The 20003-nt window shown below is 53.2% G+C and carries 21 protein-coding genes and 5 tRNA genes; 20 read left to right on the top strand and 6 right to left on the bottom strand.

What is annotated here, in order from left to right:
* Window positions 1-6: 6 nt before the first annotated feature.
* The 17 genes from cydB to pnuC all read left to right on the top strand — a co-directional run bounded on the left by cydB (window position 7) and on the right by pnuC (window position 10356).
* Window positions 7-1146: a cytochrome d ubiquinol oxidase subunit II gene (cydB, locus tag JM656_RS14840; RefSeq protein ID WP_203358449.1), complete on the top strand. Its 1140-nt coding sequence runs from the start codon at window positions 7-9 to the stop codon at window positions 1144-1146.
* A 14-nt stretch (window positions 1147-1160) separates the two neighbouring features.
* On the top strand, window positions 1161-1274 hold the full coding sequence (cydX, locus tag JM656_RS14835) for a cytochrome bd-I oxidase subunit CydX (RefSeq protein ID WP_071828905.1): 114 nt from the start codon (window positions 1161-1163) through the stop codon (window positions 1272-1274).
* A complete protein-coding gene (gene ybgE, locus JM656_RS14830; RefSeq protein WP_203358448.1) occupies window positions 1274-1567 on the top strand; it encodes a cyd operon protein YbgE in 294 nt (97 codons plus the stop codon). Before cydX ends, ybgE begins: the two co-directional genes overlap by 1 nt.
* Before the next feature lie 274 nt (window positions 1568-1841).
* Window positions 1842-2246, top strand: a complete 405-nt coding sequence (gene ybgC / locus JM656_RS14825) for a tol-pal system-associated acyl-CoA thioesterase (RefSeq protein ID WP_192611606.1) — start codon at window positions 1842-1844, stop codon at window positions 2244-2246.
* Complete coding sequence (tolQ, locus tag JM656_RS14820) at window positions 2243-2935, top strand: Tol-Pal system protein TolQ (protein WP_203358447.1); 693 nt, start codon at window positions 2243-2245, stop codon at window positions 2933-2935. Before ybgC ends, tolQ begins: the two co-directional genes overlap by 4 nt.
* A gap of 3 nt (window positions 2936-2938) precedes the next feature.
* The gene (gene tolR, locus JM656_RS14815) at window positions 2939-3367 is read left to right on the top strand and encodes a colicin uptake protein TolR (RefSeq protein WP_192611607.1); all 429 of its coding nucleotides are present in this window, start codon (window positions 2939-2941) and stop codon (window positions 3365-3367) included.
* 64 nt (window positions 3368-3431) lie between these two features.
* A complete protein-coding gene (tolA, locus tag JM656_RS14810; protein ID WP_203358446.1) occupies window positions 3432-4706 on the top strand; it encodes a cell envelope integrity protein TolA in 1275 nt (424 codons plus the stop codon).
* 132 nt (window positions 4707-4838) lie between these two features.
* Window positions 4839-6131, top strand: coding sequence for a Tol-Pal system beta propeller repeat protein TolB (gene tolB, locus JM656_RS14805; RefSeq protein ID WP_192611609.1), 1293 nt, complete (start codon window positions 4839-4841; stop codon window positions 6129-6131).
* Window positions 6132-6165: 34 nt separating this feature from the next.
* Window positions 6166-6684, top strand: a complete 519-nt coding sequence (gene pal, locus JM656_RS14800; RefSeq protein WP_162383422.1) for a peptidoglycan-associated lipoprotein Pal — start codon at window positions 6166-6168, stop codon at window positions 6682-6684.
* 9 nt (window positions 6685-6693) lie between these two features.
* On the top strand, window positions 6694-7488 hold the full coding sequence (cpoB, locus tag JM656_RS14795; protein ID WP_203358445.1) for a cell division protein CpoB: 795 nt from the start codon (window positions 6694-6696) through the stop codon (window positions 7486-7488).
* Window positions 7489-7652: 164 nt separating this feature from the next.
* A tRNA-Lys gene (locus JM656_RS14790) sits at window positions 7653-7728 on the top strand.
* Window positions 7729-7765: 37 nt separating this feature from the next.
* Window positions 7766-7841 (top strand) — tRNA-Val (locus tag JM656_RS14785).
* A 3-nt stretch (window positions 7842-7844) separates the two neighbouring features.
* Window positions 7845-7920, top strand: a tRNA-Lys gene (locus JM656_RS14780).
* Window positions 7921-7966: 46 nt separating this feature from the next.
* A tRNA-Lys gene (locus tag JM656_RS14775) sits at window positions 7967-8042 on the top strand.
* 47 nt (window positions 8043-8089) lie between these two features.
* A tRNA-Lys gene (locus tag JM656_RS14770) sits at window positions 8090-8165 on the top strand.
* 400 nt (window positions 8166-8565) lie between these two features.
* Entirely contained in the window at window positions 8566-9609 is a 1044-nt protein-coding gene (gene nadA / locus JM656_RS14765) for a quinolinate synthase NadA (RefSeq protein WP_203361293.1), read from the top strand.
* A gap of 27 nt (window positions 9610-9636) precedes the next feature.
* Window positions 9637-10356, top strand: coding sequence for a nicotinamide riboside transporter PnuC (gene pnuC, locus JM656_RS14760; RefSeq protein ID WP_203358444.1), 720 nt, complete (start codon window positions 9637-9639; stop codon window positions 10354-10356).
* On the opposite strand, the gene zitB is transcribed toward pnuC, so the two are convergent.
* Window positions 10353-11294, bottom strand: coding sequence for a CDF family zinc transporter ZitB (zitB, locus tag JM656_RS14755; protein ID WP_203358443.1), 942 nt, complete (start codon window positions 11292-11294; stop codon window positions 10353-10355). The two genes, pnuC and zitB, sit on opposite strands and share 4 nt — an antisense overlap.
* Before the next feature lie 373 nt (window positions 11295-11667).
* On the opposite strand from zitB, the gene aroG reads away from it, so the two are divergent.
* From aroG to JM656_RS14740, 3 genes are all read left to right on the top strand, one after another.
* Window positions 11668-12720: a 3-deoxy-7-phosphoheptulonate synthase AroG gene (aroG, locus tag JM656_RS14750; RefSeq protein ID WP_203358442.1), complete on the top strand. Its 1053-nt coding sequence runs from the start codon at window positions 11668-11670 to the stop codon at window positions 12718-12720.
* Window positions 12721-12876: 156 nt separating this feature from the next.
* Window positions 12877-13944 (top strand): iron ABC transporter permease, encoded by a 1068-nt coding sequence (locus tag JM656_RS14745; protein ID WP_203358441.1) that lies wholly within the window; start codon window positions 12877-12879, stop codon window positions 13942-13944.
* Window positions 13941-14717 carry an ABC transporter ATP-binding protein gene (locus JM656_RS14740; protein ID WP_203358440.1) on the top strand — a complete coding sequence of 259 codons (777 nt, stop codon included), beginning with the start codon at window positions 13941-13943 and terminating at the stop codon, window positions 14715-14717. Before JM656_RS14745 ends, JM656_RS14740 begins: the two co-directional genes overlap by 4 nt.
* Window positions 14718-14762: 45 nt before the next feature.
* On the opposite strand, the gene gpmA is transcribed toward JM656_RS14740, so the two are convergent.
* The 5 genes from gpmA to galE all read right to left on the bottom strand — a co-directional run bounded on the left by gpmA (window position 14763) and on the right by galE (window position 19979).
* Window positions 14763-15515, bottom strand: a complete 753-nt coding sequence (gene gpmA / locus JM656_RS14735) for a 2,3-diphosphoglycerate-dependent phosphoglycerate mutase (protein ID WP_203358439.1) — start codon at window positions 15513-15515, stop codon at window positions 14763-14765.
* A gap of 205 nt (window positions 15516-15720) precedes the next feature.
* Entirely contained in the window at window positions 15721-16761 is a 1041-nt protein-coding gene (gene galM, locus JM656_RS14730) for a galactose-1-epimerase (protein ID WP_203358438.1), read from the bottom strand.
* Complete coding sequence (galK, locus tag JM656_RS14725) at window positions 16755-17903, bottom strand: galactokinase (protein ID WP_203358437.1); 1149 nt, start codon at window positions 17901-17903, stop codon at window positions 16755-16757. Before galK ends, galM begins: the two co-directional genes overlap by 7 nt.
* Window positions 17904-17906: 3 nt before the next feature.
* Complete coding sequence (gene galT / locus JM656_RS14720; protein ID WP_203358436.1) at window positions 17907-18953, bottom strand: galactose-1-phosphate uridylyltransferase; 1047 nt, start codon at window positions 18951-18953, stop codon at window positions 17907-17909.
* Between the two features lie 9 nt (window positions 18954-18962).
* Complete coding sequence (galE, locus tag JM656_RS14715; protein ID WP_203358435.1) at window positions 18963-19979, bottom strand: UDP-glucose 4-epimerase GalE; 1017 nt, start codon at window positions 19977-19979, stop codon at window positions 18963-18965.
* Between the last annotated feature and the right edge of the window lie 24 nt (window positions 19980-20003).

The raw sequence follows: 20003 nt of genomic DNA, 5'->3' as shown, positions 1-20003 counted from the left end.
CGTCAAATGATCGATTATGAAGTATTGCGTTTTATCTGGTGGCTGCTGGTTGGCATTCTGCTGATTGGTTTTGCGGTCACTGATGGCTTCGACATGGGGGTGGGCATGCTCACCCGTTTCCTCGGTCGTAATGATACCGAGCGTCGAATTATGATTAACTCCATCGCCCCACACTGGGACGGTAACCAGGTTTGGCTGATCACCGCGGGTGGCGCATTGTTCGCTGCATGGCCGATGGTGTATGCCGCTGCGTTCTCCGGTTTCTATGTGGCGATGATCCTTGTTCTGGCGTCATTGTTCTTCCGTCCGGTCGGTTTTGATTACCGCTCGAAGATCGAAGACATGCGCTGGCGCAACATGTGGGACTGGGGCATCTTCATCGGTAGCTTCGTTCCACCGCTGGTGATTGGCGTGGCATTCGGCAACCTGCTGCAAGGGGTTCCGTTCCACATGGATGAGTACATGCGTTTGTACTACACCGGTAACTTCTTCCAGTTGCTGAATCCGTTTGGTCTGCTGGCAGGTATCGTGAGCGTGGGGATGATCATTACACAGGGCGCGACCTATCTGCAGATGCGTACCGTGGGTGAACTCCATCTGCGTGCACGTGCGACGTCACAGGTTGCGGCTCTGGTGACTCTGGTCTGCTTCGCTCTGGCAGGGGTCTGGGTGATCTACGGTATTGACGGTTATGTTGTGACTTCCGCACTGGATCACCATGCCGCCTCTAACCCGATGATCAAAGAAGTGGCTCGAGAAGCGGGCGCATGGATGGTGAACTTTAACAATGCACCTATCCTGTGGCTGGTTCCGGCGCTGGGCGTGGTTCTGCCACTGTTGACCATCCTGACGTCTCGTATGGAAAAAGGAGCCTGGGCGTTCGTCTTCTCCTCACTGACGTTGGCCTGCATCATCCTGACCGCCGGTATTGCAATGTTCCCGTTTGTGATGCCGTCCAGCACGATGATGAACGCAAGTCTGACGATGTGGGATGCCACCTCCAGCCAGAGAACATTGAATCTGATGACCTGGGTTGCGGCGGTGTTTGTACCGATCATCCTGCTCTACACCGGCTGGTGTTACTGGAAGATGTTCGGTCGCATCACCAAAGAAGATATTGAACGCAACAGCCACTCTCTGTACTAAGTAAGGAGCTTAAAATGTGGTATTTCGCATGGATTTTGGGAACGCTTCTTGCCTGTGCATTTGGGATAATCACAGCGCTGGCGCTTGAGCACGTTGAAGCAGGCAAAGCCGGACAAGAAGAAAGCTGATGACCAACATTATCGCGATGTTATATGCGGTAATGGATAAGCGCCCCTTGCGGGCGCTTTCCTTTGTGCTGGCAATCGTGTTGGCTGGCTGCATATTCTGGGACCCATCACGCTTCGCAGCAAAAACCAGTGAGCTGGAAATCTGGCATGGTTTTCTGTTGATGTGGGCGGTCTGTGCAGGTGTGATTCACGGTGTGGGATTCCGTCCCCGCGCGGTTCACTGGCAGGGGCTTTTCTCGCCATTGATTGCCGATATTGTGCTTATCACCGGTCTGTTTTTCTTCTTCATTTGAATAAGAAACATCCTTAAATATTTATGGGCTTGCATAAGCCCATAATTTTTTACTCTCCCTTAACTTCCCCCCATTCCCAAGCCTCAATAGCGCGCGTATAGTAGCAACGTTTAAAATCTCTAACTTTTGTTGCATTACCGGGATGTAAAGTGAATACAACGCTATATACAACAGCATTCTCGATGCATCGTGGCGGCAAGTGCGCGAATCACCAGGCGCTGACTGGAGTCAGTGGCTGGAGTGAGTGGACAGAGCCAACAAAGAGGCAGCAGGAATGAATAAGTATATATTTCGATGGCCGGTTCGTGTCTACTATGAAGACACCGATGCCGGTGGTGTGGTTTACCACGCCAGTTACGTCGCTTTTTATGAAAGAGCACGCACAGAGATGCTGCGCCATCATCACTTCAGCCAACAGGTGTTGCTGGCTGAACGAGTCGCCTTTGTGGTTCGCAAAATGACCCTGGAATATTTTGCGCCAGCGCGACTTGACGATATGCTCGAAATCCAAACAGAAATTACGTCAATGCGTGGCACCTCTTTGGTATTCACGCAACGCATTGTCAACGCAGAGAACACTGTGCTGAATGAAGCAGAAGTTCTGATTGTTTGCGTTGATCCACTCAAAATGAAGCCTCGTGCGCTTCCCAAGTCTATTGTCGCGGAGTTTAAGCAGTGACTGACATGAATATCCTTGATTTGTTCCTGAAGGCAAGCCTTCTGGTTAAACTTATCATGTTGATTTTGATTGGTTTTTCGATCGCATCCTGGGCTATCATTATCCAGCGAACTCGTATTCTTAACGCGGCTGGGCGTGAAGCTGAAGCGTTCGAAGATAAATTCTGGTCCGGAATCGAACTGTCTCGCCTGTACCAGGAAAGCCAGGGGCGCCGTGATAGCCTGGCCGGTTCAGAGCAAATCTTCTATAGCGGGTTCAAAGAGTTTGTGCGACTACATCGTGCGAACAATCATGCGCCAGAAGCGGTGGTTGAAGGAGCATCCCGTGCGATGCGTATCTCGATGAACCGTGAGCTGGAAACATTAGAGACGCATATTCCCTTCCTCGGTACGGTAGGGTCCATCAGTCCGTATATCGGTCTGTTTGGTACGGTCTGGGGGATTATGCACGCCTTTATCGCGCTGGGCGCGGTAAAACAGGCTACCCTGCAGATGGTTGCACCAGGTATCGCGGAAGCATTGATTGCAACGGCCATCGGTCTGTTTGCTGCTATTCCAGCCGTTATGGCCTACAACCGCCTGAATCAGCGCGTGAACAAGCTGGAACTGAATTACGACAACTTTATGGAAGAGTTCACCGCGATCCTGCACCGCCAGGCATTTACCAGTAGCGAAAGCAACAAGGGGTAAGCCATGGCCAGAACGCGTGGACGAGGTCGTCGCGAACTTAAGTCCGAAATCAATATTGTACCGTTGCTCGACGTTCTGCTGGTGCTGTTGCTGATCTTTATGGCGACAGCGCCCATCATTACCCAGAGTGTGGAAGTCGATCTGCCGGATGCGACCGAGTCGCAGGCCGTTAGTAGCAATGACGAACCTCCGGTCATTATTGAAGTTTCCGGTATTGGGCAATACAGCGTGGTGGTTGAAAAAGATCGTATGGATCAGTTACCGCCAGAACAGGTTATTGCCGAGGCGAAGAGTCGCCTGGAGTCCAATCCGAAAACGGTCTTCTTAATCGGTGGCGCGAAAGATGTGCCTTACGATGAAATAATTAAAGCGCTGAACTTGTTACACAGTGCGGGCGTGAAGTCGGTTGGCTTAATGACGCAGCCAATCTGAAGTCTGCGCCCCTCTGGCTTGCAATATAGCGAGTAACAGGCGAACAGTTTTTTGGGAACCGAGAGTGTCAAAGGCAACCGAACAAAACGACAAGCTCAAACGGGCGATAATTATTTCAGCGGTGCTGCATGTCATATTATTTGCGGTACTGATCTGGAGTTCGTTCGATGAGCACATTGAGGCATCAGCAGGGGGCGGCGGTGGATCTTCCATTGACGCCGTCATGGTAGATCCTGGCGCTATTGTTCAACAGTACGATCGTCAGCAGCAGCAACAGGCGAGTGCGAAGCGTGCTGAGCAACAGCGTGAAAAACAAGCGCAGCAGCAAGCCGAGGAGCTTCGTGAGAAACAGGCTGCTGAACAAGAGCGTTTGAAGCAACTTGAGAAAGAACGTTTAGCTGCGCAGGAAAAAGTGCGTGAGCAGACGGAGCAGCAAAAACAGGCTGAAGCCGCAGCGGCGAAAGCGCAGGAGCAACAGAAGCAGGCTGAGGAAGCGGCGGCGAAAGCAGCTGCCGACGCGAAGGCCAAGGCGGATGCTCAGGCGAAACAAGCCGCAGAAGCAGCGAAGAAAGCGGCCGCTGACGCACAGAAAAAAGCGGAGGCTGAAGCCGCCGCAAAAGCCGCTGCTGATGCGAAGAAAGTCGCCGAGGTGATGGCGGCTAAAGCTGCCGCTGATGCTGCGAAAAAAGCACAGGCAGAAGCTGCTAAGCAAGCACAGGCAGAGAAGGCTGCCGCTGAGAAAGCTGAAAAAGCAGCTGCTGCGAAAGCTGCCGCGGCTGAAAAAGCCGCAGCCGATAAGAAAGCGGCTGCAGAAAAAGCCGCAGCGGACAAAAAAGCCGCGGCTGAGAAGGCTGCCGCAGATAAAAAAGCTGCAGCCGATAAGAAAGCAGCAGCAGATAAAGCCGCTGCCGCTAAAAAAGCGGCGGCTGAAAAAGCTGCAGCAGCTTCCGGTGTCGACGATCTGCTGGGCGATTTAAGCTCTGGTAAGAATGCGCCGAAATCCGGCGGCGGGGCGAAAGGCAGCAATGCTTCCCCTGCCGGAAGTGGTAATACTAAAAATAATGGCGCATCAGGTGCGGATATCAGCAACTATGCCGGGCAGATTAAAACTGCCATTGAAAGTAAGTTTTATGACGCTTCGTCCTATGCAGGGAAAACCTGTACGCTGCGCATAAAACTGGCTTCCGACGGCATGTTACTGGATATTCAGTCTGAAGGTGGCGATCCCGCGCTTTGTCAGGCTGCGCTTGCAGCAGCTAAACTTGCGAAGATCCCGAAACCGCCAAGCCAGGCAGTATATGAAGTGTTCAAAAACGCACCATTGGACTTCAAACCGTAATCGCGATGTTGGCCGTCACATCGGTCAACATCAGACACCGGTTGTCGCTGGGTTCTGGTAGTTTTGTGTATTTGAGTTTGTTAACATTCTGCTAAATTATCGTGGGCTATCTGTCCAGATAAGGGAGATATGATGAAGCAGGCATTACGAGTAGCATTTGGTTTTCTCATACTGTGGGCGTCGGTTCTGCACGCTGAAGTCCGCATTGTGATCGACAGTGGTGTAGATTCCGGTCGTCCTATTGGCGTTGTTCCGTTCCAGTGGGCGGGGCCGGGCGCGGCTCCTGAAGATATCGGTGGTATCGTGGGCGCTGACCTGCGCAACAGCGGTAAATTTAATCCGCTAGACCGTTCTCGCCTGCCTCAGCAGCCGGGTACCGCTCAGGAAGTTCAGCCTGCGGCATGGTCTGCTCTGGGTATTGACGCTGTCGTGGTCGGCCAGGTAACGCCGAATCCGGACGGTTCCTACAATGTTGCGTATCAGCTGGTTGATACCGGCGGTGCACCGGGTACCGTTCTGGCTCAGAACTCTTACAAAGTGAACAAGCAGTGGCTGCGTTATGCTGGTCATACTGCAAGTGACGAAGTGTTTGAAAAACTGACCGGTATTAAGGGCGCGTTCCGTACCCGTATCGCTTATGTGGTTCAGACCAATGGCGGTCAGTTCCCGTATGAACTGCGTGTGTCTGACTATGACGGCTACAACCAGTTTGTGGTTCACCGTTCTCCGCAGCCGCTGATGTCTCCGGCATGGTCTCCGGACGGTTCCAAACTGGCATACGTTACCTTTGAAAGTGGCCGTTCTGCGCTGGTCATCCAGACGCTGTCTAACGGTGCGGTTCGCCAGGTTGCCTCTTTCCCGCGTCACAACGGTGCGCCGGCATTCTCTCCGGACGGCAGCAAACTGGCGTTTGCTTTGTCTAAAACCGGTAGTCTGAACCTGTATGTGATGGACATTGGCTCTGGTCAGATCCGCCAGGTGACGGACGGTCGCAGCAACAACACTGAACCAACCTGGTTCCCGGACAGCCAGAATCTGGCATTTACCTCTGACCAGGCCGGTCGTCCGCAGGTGTATAAAGTCAATGTCAACGGCGGTGCTCCGCAACGTATTACCTGGGAAGGATCGCAAAACCAGGATTCTGATGTGAGCAGCGACGGTAAATTTATGGTAATGGTAAGCTCAAATAGTGGGCAACAACACATTGCCAAACAAGATCTGGTAGCGGGTGGCGTACAAGTTCTGTCGTCAACGTTCCTGGATGAAACGCCAAGTCTGGCACCTAACGGCACTATGGTAATCTACAGCTCTTCTCAGGGGATGGGATCCGTGCTGAATTTGGTTTCTACAGATGGGCGTTTCAAGGCGCGTCTTCCGGCAACTGATGGTCAGGTTAAATTCCCTGCCTGGTCGCCGTATCTGTGATAATAAATAATTGATTAATAAAGGAATCATTGAAATGCAACTGAACAAAGTGCTGAAGGGGCTGATGATCGCTCTGCCTGTTATGGCAATCGCGGCATGTTCTTCTAACAAGAACGCCAGCAATGACGGCAGCGAAGGCATGATGGGTGCTGGCACTGGTATGGATGCTAATGGCAGCGGCAACATGTCCTCCGAAGAACAAGCGCGTCTGCAGATGCAACAGCTGCAGCAGAACAACATCGTTTACTTCGATCTGGACAAGTACGATATCCGTTCTGATTTCGCTGCAATGCTGGATGCGCACGCAAACTTCCTGCGTAGCAACCCGTCTTACAAAGTCACCGTAGAAGGTCACGCGGACGAACGTGGTACTCCTGAGTACAACATCTCCCTGGGCGAACGTCGTGCTAACGCCGTGAAAATGTACCTGCAGGGTAAAGGCGTTTCTGCTGACCAGATCTCCATCGTTTCTTACGGTAAAGAAAAACCTGCAGTACTGGGTCATGACGAAGCGGCTTACTCCAAAAACCGTCGTGCCGTACTGGTTTACTAAGAGAATGACATGAGCAGTAACTTCAGACATCACCTGTTGAGTCTGTCGTTACTGGTTGGCATAGCGGCCCCCTGGGCCGCTTTTGCTCAGGCGCCAATCAGTAGTGTCGGCTCTGGCTCGGTCGAAGACCGCGTCACTCAACTCGAGCGTATTTCTAATGCTCATAGCCAGCTTTTAACCCAACTCCAGCAACAACTTTCCGATAATCAGACTGATATTGATTCCCTGCGTGGCCAAATTCAGGAAAGCCAGTATCAACTGAATCAGGTCGTTGAGCGCCAGAAGCAGATCCTGTTACAGATAGACAGTCTGAGCAGCGGTAATACCGCAGCGCAACCTGCAGCTGGCGATCAAAGTGGTGCGGCAACGACTACGCCAACACCAGCTCCTGATGCTGGAGCAGCAACGTCAGGCGCGCCCGCGTCAAGCGGAGACGCGAATACGGATTACAACGCAGCAATTGCCCTGGTGCATGATAACGCGCGTCAGGACGACGCGATTGTGGCGTTTCAGAACTTCATCAAACAATACCCGGACTCAACGTACCAGCCGAATGCCAATTACTGGCTGGGGCAGTTGAATTACAACAAGGGTAAAAAAGATGATGCAGCGTTCTATTTTGCCTCGGTAGTGAAAAACTATCCGAAGTCTCCGAAGGCTGCTGATGCGATGTTTAAAGTCGGCGTCATCATGCAGGACAAAGGCGATACAGCAAAAGCCAAAGCCGTTTACCAGCAGGTCATCAGTAAATACCCTGGTACCGATGGTGCGAAACAAGCGCAAAAACGTCTCAGTGCGATGTAATGCACACCATGCGACCAGAAATCGCGTTATTTCTGGTCGTGTCGTGTGATTCCTAAGCAGTTGAGTGATCTATATCGAAATTTTTGTTGCGCTGAAATCTGAAATCAGTAATATATGCCGCCGTTGCCACGGGATATCAAACAAACCAAAAGCAGCGCAAAAGTGGGTCGTTAGCTCAGTTGGTAGAGCAGTTGACTTTTAATCAATTGGTCGCAGGTTCGAATCCTGCACGACCCACCACTTAAAGCAGTTAGTAAGCAGTATCCAGCGTAGTATCGGGTGATTAGCTCAGCTGGGAGAGCACCTCCCTTACAAGGAGGGGGTCGGCGGTTCGATCCCGTCATCACCCACCACTCGGGTCGTTAGCTCAGTTGGTAGAGCAGTTGACTTTTAATCAATTGGTCGCAGGTTCGAATCCTGCACGACCCACCAATTTTAAATTGGTAACCGAGTAAAATATTTCAGGTAACACCCGAATGGGGCGTTAGCTCAGTTGGTAGAGCAGTTGACTTTTAATCAATTGGTCGCAGGTTCGAATCCTGCACGCCCCACCAATATCGAGGTGGGTTCCTGAAAAGAATAAAGCAGTAAACCCCATATGGGGGCGTTAGCTCAGTTGGTAGAGCAGTTGACTTTTAATCAATTGGTCGCAGGTTCGAATCCTGCACGCCCCACCAGTGTAAAAAGGCGCCCTAAAGGCGCCTTTTTGCTATCTACGATTTAGACGATTCGAACCTGCAGCAGGTTCGGGTCTCACGCAGTGAGACAACGGAGCCGCTGGCGGCGACGGCCCGGAGGGCGAGCGAAGCGAGTCATCCTGCACGCCCCACCAGTGTAAAAAGGCGCCCTAAAGGCGCCTTTTTGCTATCAGCGATTTAGACGATTCGAACCTGCAGCAGGTTCGGGTAAACCCTGCGCCACCTGACACCAGATACATACACCCACGCTCAAAATCTCCACGACTTTTCCCCCTGTTTCGGCTATCTTGTTTAGCATACAAAACACTTATGTCCGATTAATGCGCGAAGTGCGCTAATGACCGGCAATTTCGTTAAGCCAGTAAAACGAGAAAGCATGATGAGCGTGATGTTTGATCCAGAAGTTGCAATCTATCCGTTTCCACCAAAGCCAGCGCCGCTGAGTGTGGATGAAAAACACTACTACCGTGAGAAAATCAAACGTCTGCTGAAAGAGCGGGATGCTGTGATGGTCGCTCACTATTACACCGACCCGGAAATCCAGCAACTGGCCGAAGAAACCGGCGGCTGTATTTCGGATTCGCTTGAGATGGCTCGCTTTGGCGCGAAACATTCCGCATCAACCCTGCTGGTTGCAGGGGTTCGCTTTATGGGGGAAACCGCCAAAATCCTCAGCCCGGAAAAAACCATCCTGATGCCGACTTTGCAGGCGGAATGTTCGCTGGATTTGGGATGCCCGATCGACGCATTCAGTGCTTTTTGTGATGCCCATCCGGATCGTACCGTGGTGGTCTATGCCAACACGTCCGCTGCGGTAAAAGCGCGGGCAGACTGGGTGGTGACGTCCAGCATCGCCGTTGAACTTATTGAGCATCTTGATAGTTTAGGTGAAAAAATCATCTGGGCTCCTGATCGCCATTTGGGTAATTACGTGCAGAAACAGACCGGTGCCGACGTGCTATGCTGGCAGGGCGCCTGTATCGTACACGATGAGTTTAAAACCCAGGCCTTAATCCGCATGAAGGGACTTTATCCCAATGCTGCCGTGCTGGTTCATCCTGAGTCACCGCAGTCGATCGTTGATATGGCCGATGCGGTGGGGTCAACCAGTCAGCTCATTACTGCGGCGAAAACGCTGCCGCATCAGCAACTGATTGTGGCGACTGACCGGGGTATTTTCTACAAAATGCAGCAGGCGGTTCCTGAGAAAGAACTCCTCGAAGCGCCGACGGCGGGAGAAGGTGCAACCTGTCGTAGTTGCGCTCATTGTCCGTGGATGGCGATGAACGGCCTTAAGGCGATTGCTGAAGGCCTGGAACAAGGCGGAGCGTCCCACGAAATCCATGTTGACGAAACGCTGCGAGAAGGCGCTTTATTGCCGTTAAACCGCATGCTGGAATTTGCGGCTACACTACGAGCTTAATCATAACGTTTTGCTCTGGGGGAAAAGATGGATTTTTTTAGCACGCAGAACATTCTTGTTCATATCCCAATCGGCGCGGGGGGCTACGCTCTGTCGTGGATTGAGGCTGTGGGGACTGTCGCTGGTTTATTGTGCATCGGACTGGCGAGTCTGGAGAAGATCAGTAATTACTTTTTTGGTCTGATTAACGTTACGCTGTTCGCCATTATCTTTTTTCAGATCCAACTCTATGCCAGCCTGCTGTTACAGGTATTTTTCTTTGCCGCCAATATCTACGGCTGGTATGCCTGGTCCCGACAAACGAGTCAACATGAAGCGGAATTGAAAATTCGCTGGCTGCCGTTGCCAAAAGCGCTGAGCTGGCTGGCTGTCTGCGTGGTGGCCATTGGTCTGATGACAGTATTCATCGACCCGGTTTTCGCCTTCCTGACAAAAATTGCCGTGAATATTATGCAGACGCTGGGATTGCAGGTTGCTGCGCCTGAGCTACAGCCTGATGCCTTCCCTTTCTGGGATTCCTGCATGATGGTGCTGTCGATTGTGGCGATGATCCTGATGACGCGCAAATACGTTGAAAACTGGCTACTGTGGGTGGTTATCAACGTCATTAGCGTTGTGATCTTCGCGCTACAAGGGGTTTACGCGATGTCGCTGGAATACCTGATCCTGACGTTTATTGCCCTGAACGGCAGTCGGATGTGGATCAACAGCGCGCGCGACCGCGGCTCACGCGCACTTTCCCATTAATGGTGGTGATGTATATGCCCGGATTGCCTTTGGTTCAGTTGGCAATCCGGGCCGTTACAGGGTTGATACTCTAACTGTATGGTGGCGTGTTCAATTTGGTAATGGTGGATCAGAAAATGTTGGATGCGCGCCAGCAACGCATCATGGTCGTGCGGTGGGATCACCTGCACATGCATCGTCATCACCGGTTTCTCGCCGACCATCCAGACATGCACATGGTGCACATTACGTACTTCCGGAATATCCCTGCTGAGATGGCGCTGTAAAGCAGCAATATCCAGGGAAACCGGTGCGCCTTCCAGAAGTTCGTTGACGCTGTCTTTCAATAAACGCCATGCGCTTCTTAGTACCAGCAGAGAAACCAGAATCGAGAGGATCGGGTCGGCAGGCGTCCAGCCCGTCCAGATGATTATCAACGCAGCGATGATCGCCCCGACCGATCCCAGTAAGTCGCCCATTACATGCAGGGCAGCGGCCCTGACGTTGAGATTTTTTTCTTCACCGCCACGGTGCAGTATCCAGAATGCGAGCACATTGGCCATCAGTCCGGCGACGGCGATGACCATCATCATGCCGCCTGCAACGGGTCGCGGTGTGTAGAAACGTTCAATGGCCTCCCAGACAATCAAAATGGTGATCACCACCAGCGCGATGGCATTAACAAACGCGGCCAGTGTCGTGAGTCTTAGCCAGCCGAAGGTATGGCGGATCGTGGGCGGTCGCCGGGCAAACTGTACGGCCAGCAGTGCAAAGAGCAGGGCAGCGGCGTCGGTGAGCATGTGGCCAGCATCTGCCAACAGTGCCAGCGAGCCGGAGAGTATTCCGCCCACCACCTCAACCAGCATAAATCCGGCGGTGACACAAAACGCGAACAGCAACCGGCGGGCATTTTTATCTTCCGGCAGGTGAGGTGAAGTATGAGTATGTGAGTGCGCCATAGTGTCATCCCTTTGTTATTCTCATCATTACTGTATGACATCATACGGATTTTTGACTGACAAAATAAAAAGGAGAGCTTTTGCTCTCCCGGTATCAGCCAAATTTTCAGGTATTGGGGACTCAGTAGAAAGGCGCTAACGACTGCGGAACGGCGATTTAGCGCAGCATAGAATCTGGAAAATAATTTTAATAAGAGCAATTGAAGTTGAAAATTGTAAACTGGATCTCGTTTTTCCCTACTTTATGGCGTTTTTCAACTGATTTCAGGATTAATCCATGCAAGCTGTAAAACCCAGTTTACACTTTCGGGATGAAGATATAGATTGGAGGGATTGCATTCATTTATATAAGTATGGCAACGCTGGAATAATCATGAATTATCAGAACGACGATTTACGCATTAAAGAGATCAACGAGTTATTACCGCCGGTCGCACTCCTGGAAAAATTCCCCGCTACTGAAAACGCTGCCAACACTGTAGCGCATGCCCGTAAAGCGATTCATAAAATTCTGAAAGGCAATGACGATCGCCTGCTGGTGGTGATTGGGCCGTGTTCAATTCATGATCCGGCGGCGGCCAAAGAGTATGCGGCTCGCCTGCTGGCACTGCGTGAAGAGTTAAAAGACGATCTTGAGATCGTCATGCGCGTCTATTTTGAAAAACCGCGCACCACCGTGGGCTGGAAGGGGCTGATCAACGATCCGCATATGGATAACAGCTTCCAGATCAACGATGGTCTGCGTATTGCCCGCAAGTTATTGCTGGATATCAATGATAGCGGTTTGCCGGCTGCCGGTGAGTTCCTCGACATGATCACCCCACAATACCTTGCCGACCTGATGAGCTGGGGCGCCATTGGGGCGCGTACTACCGAATCTCAGGTTCACCGTGAGCTGGCTTCAGGACTTTCCTGCCCGGTAGGATTCAAAAATGGCACCGATGGCACGATCAAGGTCGCCATTGACGCTATCAACGCCGCAGGGGCGCCGCACTGTTTCCTCTCCGTCACTAAATGGGGTCACTCCGCGATTGTGAATACCAGCGGAAATGGCGACTGCCATATCATTCTGCGCGGCGGGAAAGAACCGAACTACAGCGCGCAGCATGTCGCTGTCGTGAAAGAGGGGCTTGGGAAAGCCGGGCTGCCTTCGCAGGTGATGATCGATTTTAGCCACGCCAACTCCAGCAAGCAGTTCAAAAAGCAGATGGATGTCTGCGCGGATGTTTGCCAGCAAATTGCTGGCGGAGAAAAAGCGATTATTGGCGTGATGGTAGAGAGCCATCTGGTCGAAGGGAATCAAAACCTGGAAGGCGGTGAACCGCTGACCTACGGTAAAAGCATTACCGATGCCTGTATTGGTTGGGAAGACACCGACTCGCTGCTGCGTAAGTTGTCGAATGCGGTGAAATCACGCCGCGGATAATCCTGCTTACCTGCATCTAAGCCGACTCTGACAGTCGGCTTTTTTTGTGCCCCCACATTCGGAATATAAAAAAATATATAACGATGACCTGGTACGGTATAATCACCCTTCCGAGCCCGTAAGAATAAGATTTGCCACGCATCCTGATGAAATACTATGTCGTCCTCCGCTAATGTCACCTCCCCGAACGCCATTCTGCACCTCTACCGGCAGGTTGTACGTCAACGCTTACTGCTGGCGCTGGTGATTACTCTGGCGATTCTGGCTTCGTTGATGCTTGATTCAACCCTTGGCGCGTCAGGTTTACCGTTCAGTGAACTCTGGAAAACGCTGTTGCATCCTGCCAGCGCGAATGCCGGGGTTCGCGTGATTGTCTGGGATATTCGCTTGCCGTATGCGCTGATGGCGCTGCTGATCGGGATGGCGCTTGGGCTGGCGGGGGCCGAAATGCAAACCATTTTAAACAACCCGCTGGCGAGTCCTTTTACACTCGGGGTTTCATCTGCCGCGGCGTTTGGTGCGGCGCTGGCGATTGTGCTGGGCATCGGGATTCCGGGTATTCCTGCGGCCTGGTTTATCCCCGCCAATGCTTTTGCGTTTGCCTTATTTTCCGCGTTGTTACTGGATGGCATCACCCGCTGGACGCGCGTTGCGACGTCGGGCGTAGTGCTGTTCGGTATTGCCCTGGTGTTTACCTTCAATGCGCTGGTTTCAATGCTGCAGTTTGTGGCGGATGAAGATACGTTGCAGGGACTGGTCTTCTGGACGATGGGCAGTCTGACCCGCGCCTCATGGGAAAAACTTGGCGTGCTGGCAGTAGTTTTCGCCGTTGTTTCGTGCTGGTCAATGCGCAGCGCCTGGCAACTGACGGCATTGCGCCTGGGAGAAGAGAGGGCGATGAGCTTCGGCATTGATGTCCGGCGTTTGCGTCTGGCTGCGTTATTGCGCATTAGTCTGCTCTCGGCGCTTTCGGTGGCGTTTGTTGGGCCGATTGGTTTTATCGGCCTGGTGGCGCCACATATTGCGCGAATGCTGTTTGGGGAAGATCACCGTTTTTATCTGCCAGGCAGCGTGTTGACCGGTGGGCTTGTGCTTTCTCTGGCGTCGGTCGCCTCCAAAAACATAGTGCCTGGCGTGATCATTCCGGTGGGAATTGTGACGTCACTGGTGGGCGTACCGTTTTTCCTGAGCATCATTCTTCGTCACCGGGGAAGCGGTCTATGAGCGGACTGATGATTAAGGGGCTGTATGCCGGTTATCCGAAGCACCCCGTGATTGGCAATCTGAACATTCCTGAACTGCCGCGCGGCAAAATCACGGTGCTGCTGGGACCTAACGGCTGTGGAAAGTCGACATTGTTACGTGCTCTGGCTGGCTTAACGAAAGCCCGCGGGGAAGTGCTTCTGGGTGATGAAAATCTGATGTCGCTGCCGTTTGCCCGGCGCGCGCAGAAGGTGGTGTTTTTACCTCAGTCATTGCCGCAGGGCGTACACTTGCAGGTGCTGGAGTCCGTGCTGGCGGCGCAACGCGCTGCGGGCGGAAATAACGCTTTGCAGGATCAGGCGCAGGTACTGGCACTACTTGAACATTTGGGCATTTCGCACCTCGCGTTGCATTATCTCGACAGGCTCTCTGGCGGTCAGCGGCAACTGGTCGGACTGGCGCAGTCACTGATCCGCCGTCCTGAACTTCTGCTACTGGACGAGCCACTCAGCGCACTGGATCTGAATTATCAGTTGCACGTAATGGAAAGGATTGCTCAGGAGACGCGAACGCGTCAGCTGGTGACGCTGGTGGTGGTGCACGATATGAATATGGCATTACGCTTCGGCGACCATATTGTGATGCTCAAAGACGGTAAGCTGGTGGCGAGCGGCGCGCCTCAAGCGGTGATTACCGCAGAACGTCTGGCGCAGGTGTACCACGTGCGTGGTCGCGTGGAACGGTGTTCGCAGGGCAGGGCGCAGGTGATACTGGATGGGGTTATCGGGGTATAAGCACCGGGTAGCCAATCGATGACGAATGGCTACCCGGGAAATGAATTACTTCGCTTTGCCCTGATTCGCAACGGCCGCCGCTTTTGCTGCGATTTCGTCAGCATTACCCAGGTAGTAACGTTTGATTGGCTTGAAGTTTTCGTCGAACTCATACACCAGCGGTACGCCGGTCGGGATATTCAGTTCAAGAATTTCATCTTCACCCATATTATCCAGGTATTTCACCAGCGCGCGCAGGGAGTTACCGTGAGCGGCGATAATGACGCGCTCACCGCTTTTGATGCGCGGCAGAATGGATTCATTCCAGTAAGGGATGACACGATCAATGGTCAGCGCCAGGCTTTCTGTCACCGGCAGCTCTTTGTCAGTCAGTTTGGCATAACGCGGATCGTGGCCCGGGAAACGCTCATCGTCTTTGGTCAGCTCTGGCGGTGTTACCGCAAAGCCACGACGCCACTGTTTCACCTGCTCATCACCGTATTTCTCTGCGGTTTCAGCTTTGTTCAGACCCTGCAGCGCACCGTAGTGACGCTCATTCAGTTTCCAGGATTTCTCTACCGGCAGCCAGGCCTGATCCAGTTCGTCCAGTACGTTCCACAGGGTGTGGATGGCACGTTTCAGCACAGAGGTATAAGCAAAATCAAAGCTATAGCCTTCATCTTTCAGCAGTTTTCCTGCCGCTTTTGCTTCGCCCACGCCTTTCTCAGACAGATCAACATCGTACCAGCCGGTGAAGCGGTTTTCGTTGTTCCACTGACTTTCACCATGACGTACCAGAACCAGCTTAGTTACAGCCATATGCTTACTCCTCAACCTTCATTTAATGATAATAATTCTCATTATATTGCCGTGACGCCTCAGCGGCAATCCTTACGCATAACCATAGCGAAAATAGTGACGCAGTGTAAGGTTCTTGTGAACTCATGGTTGCGATTTTGTCTTCAGATGATGGGGATTTGAGCAGGATGGAGATAAAACCGCCCTCCTTTCGGAGGGCGCTGAATCAGGCGGGGATAAACTGATACTCCGTCAGGCTCACATACTCTTCACCCGGGTGAAGAATACAGTCTGGTTGCGGCCATTCCGGATGGTTTGGGCTGTCCGGCAGGAATTCACTTTCCAGCGCCAGGCCTTGCCAGTCAGCATAGGCGTCTGGCCCACGGGACGGTGTGCCGCCCAGGTAATTACCGGAATAAAATTGCAGCGCTGGCGCGGAGGTGTACACCTTCATCTGCAATTTTTCATCCTGTGACCACAGATGCGCGCAGGGGGTACGGGCATCGCCCCTGGCCTGCAACAAAAAGGCGTGGTCATATCCCTTCACTTTGCGTTGATCGTCATCAGCCAGAAACGCACTGGCGATCGTTTTCGCATGGCGGAAATCGAATGAGGTACCGGCAACGGATTTCAGACCTTCGCGCGGGATGCCCCCTTCATCAACCGGCAGATAATCATCAGCCAGAATCTGCAGCTTATGATTGCGGACATCGGTCACATCGCCATCCAGGTTGAAATAAACGTGGTTGGTCAGATTAACCGGGCAGGGCTTATCCACCGCCGCACGATAGGTGATTGATATGCGGTTGTCCTCGGTCAGGCGATATTGCGCGGTGGCGCACAGACGCCCCGGGAAGCCCTGGTCGCCATCCTCAGACGTCAACGCAAACAATACCTGACAATCGTTCTGGTTGACCACCTGCCAGCGACGTTTATCAAAACCATCGGGTCCGCCATGCAACTGGTTCTCGCCCTGACTTGGCAGCAAACTGACCGTTTCACCCGCGTAGCTGTAGCGGCTGTCGGCGATGCGATTAGCATAACGCCCGACCGATGCGCCGAGAAACGCCGACTGTTCGGGATACTGTTCCGGGCTGGAGCAGCCCAGCAAGGCTTCGCGAACACTCCCGTCGCCCAGGGGGATGCGGGCGGAAAGAAGCGTGGCGCCCCAGTCCATCAGCGTGACCACCATCCCTGCGCGGTTGCGCAGGGTCAGCAGGCGAAACGGCTGACCATCGGGTGCCAGCGCTGGGGTTTCATTTAGCACTGTCCGGCTCCTTGTGAAGGTTTGCAGACGTAGAAGGTTTCTTTGATACCGGTTTTTGCTTCGTACTGCTCAGCAACGGCGTGTTGTAAGGCGGGTACCAACGCTTCCGGAATCAGCGCGACGATGCAACCGCCGAAGCCGCCGCCGGTCATGCGCACGCCGCCGTTTTCGCCGATGGTCGCTTTGACGATCTCAACCAGCGTATCGATCTGCGGTACGGTGATTTCAAAATCATCACGCATGGAGGCGTGAGATTCGGCCATCAGTTCACCCATCCGTTTCAGGTCACCGTTCTCCAGCGCGTTTGCCGCTTCAACGGTACGCGCGTTTTCGGTCAGGACGTGACGAACGCGTTTTGCCACCACCGTATCCAGCTGACTTGCTACGGCGTTGAAGGCGTCAAGGCTGACATCGCGCAGGGCAGGCTGCTGGAAGAAGCGTGCGCCCGTTTCGCACTGTTCGCGGCGAGTGTTGTATTCACTGCCCACCAGCGTACGTTTGAAGTTGCTGTTGATGATAACGATCGCCACGCCTTTTGGCATCGATACCGCTTTGGTGCCCAGTGAACGGCAATCGATAAGCAAGGCATGGTCTTTCTTGCCCAGCGCGGAGATCAGCTGATCCATGATGCCGCAGTTGCAGCCAACAAATTGATTTTCTGCTTCCTGACCGTTGAGCGCGATTTGCGCGCCATCCAGCGGCAGATGATAAAGTTGCTGGAACACGGTGCCCACGGCCACTTCTAGCGCAGCGGAAGAGCTTAACCCCGCGCCCTGTGGCACGTTACCGCTGATCACTAAATCAGCGCCGCCAAAACCCGCGTGACGTTTTTGCAGGTGCTTTACCACGCCGCGTACGTAGTTTGACCATTGCTGGCTGTCGTGGGTGACGATGGGGGCATCGAGGGAGAATTCGTCAATCTGATTGTCATAATCGACGGCAATGACGCGGACTTTACGATCGTCGCGCGTCGCACAGCTAATCACCGTCTGATAGTCGATAGCGCAGGGCAGCACGAAACCGTCGTTGTAATCGGTATGTTCACCGATCAGATTAACGCGGCCTGGCGCCTGAATGGTGTGGGTGGCAGGGTAGCCAAAAATTTCTGCAAACAGAGATTGTGTGTTCTCTTTCAGACTCATTTTTTAAACTCCGGATTCGCGAAAATGGATGTCGCTGACCGCACGCAGGCGTTCTGCCGCTTGTTCAGCCGTCAGATCACGCTGAGTCTCTGCCAGCATTTCGTAACCAACCATAAATTTACGGACGGTTGCGGAGCGCAGCAGCGGCGGATAAAAGTGTGCGTGCAGTTGCCAGTGTTCGTTCTCTTCGCCGTTAAATGGCGCGCCGTGCCAGCCCATAGAGTAGGGGAATGAGCACTGGAACAGGTTGTCATAACGGCTGGTCAGTTTTTTCAACGCCAGCGCCAAATCGGCGCGCTGGTCATCGGTCAGATCGGTCATGCGCAATACATGCGCTTTTGGCAACAGCAATGTTTCAAACGGCCAGGCTGCCCAGTAGGGGACGACCGCTAACCAGTGCTCGGTTTCCACGACGGTGCGGCTGCCATCGGCCAGTTCACGCTGAACGTAATCCACCAGCATCGGAGAACCCTGCTCAGCGAAATAAGCCTTTTGTAAACGATCTTCACGTTCGGCTTCGTTGGGCAGGAAGCTGTTAGCCCAAACCTGACCGTGTGGATGCGGGTTGGAACAGCCCATTGCCGCACCTTTGTTCTCGAAAACCTGCACCCACGGATACGTTTTACCCAGCTCGGCCGTTTGTTCCTGCCAGGTTTTAACGATTTCCGTCAGTGCCGGAACGCTCAATTCGGGTAAGGTTTTGCTGTGATCCGGAGAAAAACAGATAACCCGACTGGTGCCGCGCGCGCTCTGGCAACGCATCAGTGGATCGTGGCTCTCCGGCGCGTCCGGCGTGTCGGACATTAAGGCGGCAAAGTCGTTGGTAAAAACGTAGGTCCCGGTGTAGTCGGGGTTTTTATCACCGGTCACGCGGGTGTTGCCTGCACACAGGAAACAGTCTGGATCGTGAGCAGGCAGGACGTCGTTAGACGGCGTTTCCTGCGCCCCTTGCCAGGGGCGTTTCGCACGATGCGGCGAAACCAGAATCCACTGCCCGGTGAGCGGATTAAAGCGGCGATGTGGATGATCGACAGGGTTAAATTGCGTCATGATTGTTCCTTAATCCGGATATCCCTGCGGATGGCGTGACTGCCAGTGCCATGTATCTTGCGCCATTTCGTCAAGCGTACGGGTGACGCGCCAGTTCAGTTCGCGGTCTGCTTTATTGGCATCCGCCCAGTAGGCGGGAAGATCGCCTTCGCGACGCGGGGCAAAATGGTAGTTCACCGGTTTGCCGCAGGCTTTGCTGAAGGCGTTGACGACGTCCAGCACGCTGCTGCCGACACCTGCGCCAAGGTTATAAATGTGTACGCCTTGTTTACCGGCCAGTTTTTCCATTGCGGCGACGTGCCCGTCGGCGAGATCCATCACGTGGATGTAGTCGCGCACACCGGTGCCGTCTTCGGTCGGATAGTCGTTGCCAAAAATGGCGAGGGAGTCACGACGGCCTACCGCCACCTGGGCGATGTAAGGCATCAGGTTATTCGGAATGCCCTGCGGATCTTCGCCCATATCGCCTGACGGATGTGCGCCGACCGGGTTGAAGTAACGCAACAGCGCGATGCTCCAGTCCGGCTGCGCTTTTTGCAGATCGGTGAGGATCTGTTCGACCATCAGTTTGCTTTTGCCGTACGGGCTTTGCGGCGTCCCGGTCGGGAAGCTTTCGACATAAGGAATTTTCGGCTGGTCGCCGTAAACGGTGGCGGAGGAGCTGAAGATGAAGTTTTTGACGCCAGCAGCGCGCATGGCGCCGATCAGACGCAGGGTGCCGTTAACGTTGTTGTCATAATATTCCAGCGGTTTAGCGACGGATTCGCCAACGGCTTTCAGTCCGGCAAAGTGAATCACGGTATCAATCGCGTGATCGTGCAGGATTTCGGTCATCAGCGCTTCGTTGCGGATATCGCCTTCAACGAAACTCGGATGCTTTTCGCCTAAACGTTCAATAACGGGCAGTACACTGCGCTTACTGTTGCAGAGGTTATCAAGGATGATGACGTCGTGGCCGTTTTTCAGCAACTGTACGCAAGTATGGCTTCCTATGTAACCGCTACCACCTGTAACCAAAACTCTCATAATTCGCTCCGTTAAGCCTATGGT

Origin of the sequence: Citrobacter sp. R56, assembly GCF_016811995.1 — a bacterium.
In the GTDB taxonomy this organism is placed as follows: Bacteria; Pseudomonadota; Gammaproteobacteria; order Enterobacterales; family Enterobacteriaceae; genus Citrobacter_D; species Citrobacter_D enshiensis.
Note: the sequence above shows the minus strand (reverse complement) of the source record. Positions and strands in the feature narration are given on the sequence as shown.

Excerpts from the sequence above, each read along its gene's own strand:
- cydB (WP_203358449.1), top strand. The coding sequence starts at position 7 with ATGATCGATTATGAAGTATTGCGTTTTATCTGGTGGCTGCTGGTTGGC.
- cydX (WP_071828905.1), top strand. The coding sequence starts at position 1,161 with ATGTGGTATTTCGCATGGATTTTGGGAACGCTTCTTGCCTGTGCATTT.
- ybgE (WP_203358448.1), top strand. The coding sequence starts at position 1,274 with ATGACCAACATTATCGCGATGTTATATGCGGTAATGGATAAGCGCCCC.
- ybgC (WP_192611606.1), top strand. The coding sequence starts at position 1,842 with ATGAATAAGTATATATTTCGATGGCCGGTTCGTGTCTACTATGAAGAC.
- tolR (WP_192611607.1), top strand. The coding sequence starts at position 2,939 with ATGGCCAGAACGCGTGGACGAGGTCGTCGCGAACTTAAGTCCGAAATC.
- tolB (WP_192611609.1), top strand. The coding sequence starts at position 4,839 with ATGAAGCAGGCATTACGAGTAGCATTTGGTTTTCTCATACTGTGGGCG.
- pal (WP_162383422.1), top strand. The coding sequence starts at position 6,166 with ATGCAACTGAACAAAGTGCTGAAGGGGCTGATGATCGCTCTGCCTGTT.
- cpoB (WP_203358445.1), top strand. The coding sequence starts at position 6,694 with ATGAGCAGTAACTTCAGACATCACCTGTTGAGTCTGTCGTTACTGGTT.
- nadA (WP_203361293.1), top strand. The coding sequence starts at position 8,566 with ATGAGCGTGATGTTTGATCCAGAAGTTGCAATCTATCCGTTTCCACCA.
- pnuC (WP_203358444.1), top strand. The coding sequence starts at position 9,637 with ATGGATTTTTTTAGCACGCAGAACATTCTTGTTCATATCCCAATCGGC.
- zitB (WP_203358443.1), bottom strand. The coding sequence starts at position 11,294 with ATGGCGCACTCACATACTCATACTTCACCTCACCTGCCGGAAGATAAA.
- aroG (WP_203358442.1), top strand. The coding sequence starts at position 11,668 with ATGAATTATCAGAACGACGATTTACGCATTAAAGAGATCAACGAGTTA.
- JM656_RS14745 (WP_203358441.1), top strand. The coding sequence starts at position 12,877 with ATGTCGTCCTCCGCTAATGTCACCTCCCCGAACGCCATTCTGCACCTC.
- JM656_RS14740 (WP_203358440.1), top strand. The coding sequence starts at position 13,941 with ATGAGCGGACTGATGATTAAGGGGCTGTATGCCGGTTATCCGAAGCAC.
- gpmA (WP_203358439.1), bottom strand. The coding sequence starts at position 15,515 with ATGGCTGTAACTAAGCTGGTTCTGGTACGTCATGGTGAAAGTCAGTGG.
- galK (WP_203358437.1), bottom strand. The coding sequence starts at position 17,903 with ATGAGTCTGAAAGAGAACACACAATCTCTGTTTGCAGAAATTTTTGGC.
- galT (WP_203358436.1), bottom strand. The coding sequence starts at position 18,953 with ATGACGCAATTTAACCCTGTCGATCATCCACATCGCCGCTTTAATCCG.
- galE (WP_203358435.1), bottom strand. The coding sequence starts at position 19,979 with ATGAGAGTTTTGGTTACAGGTGGTAGCGGTTACATAGGAAGCCATACT.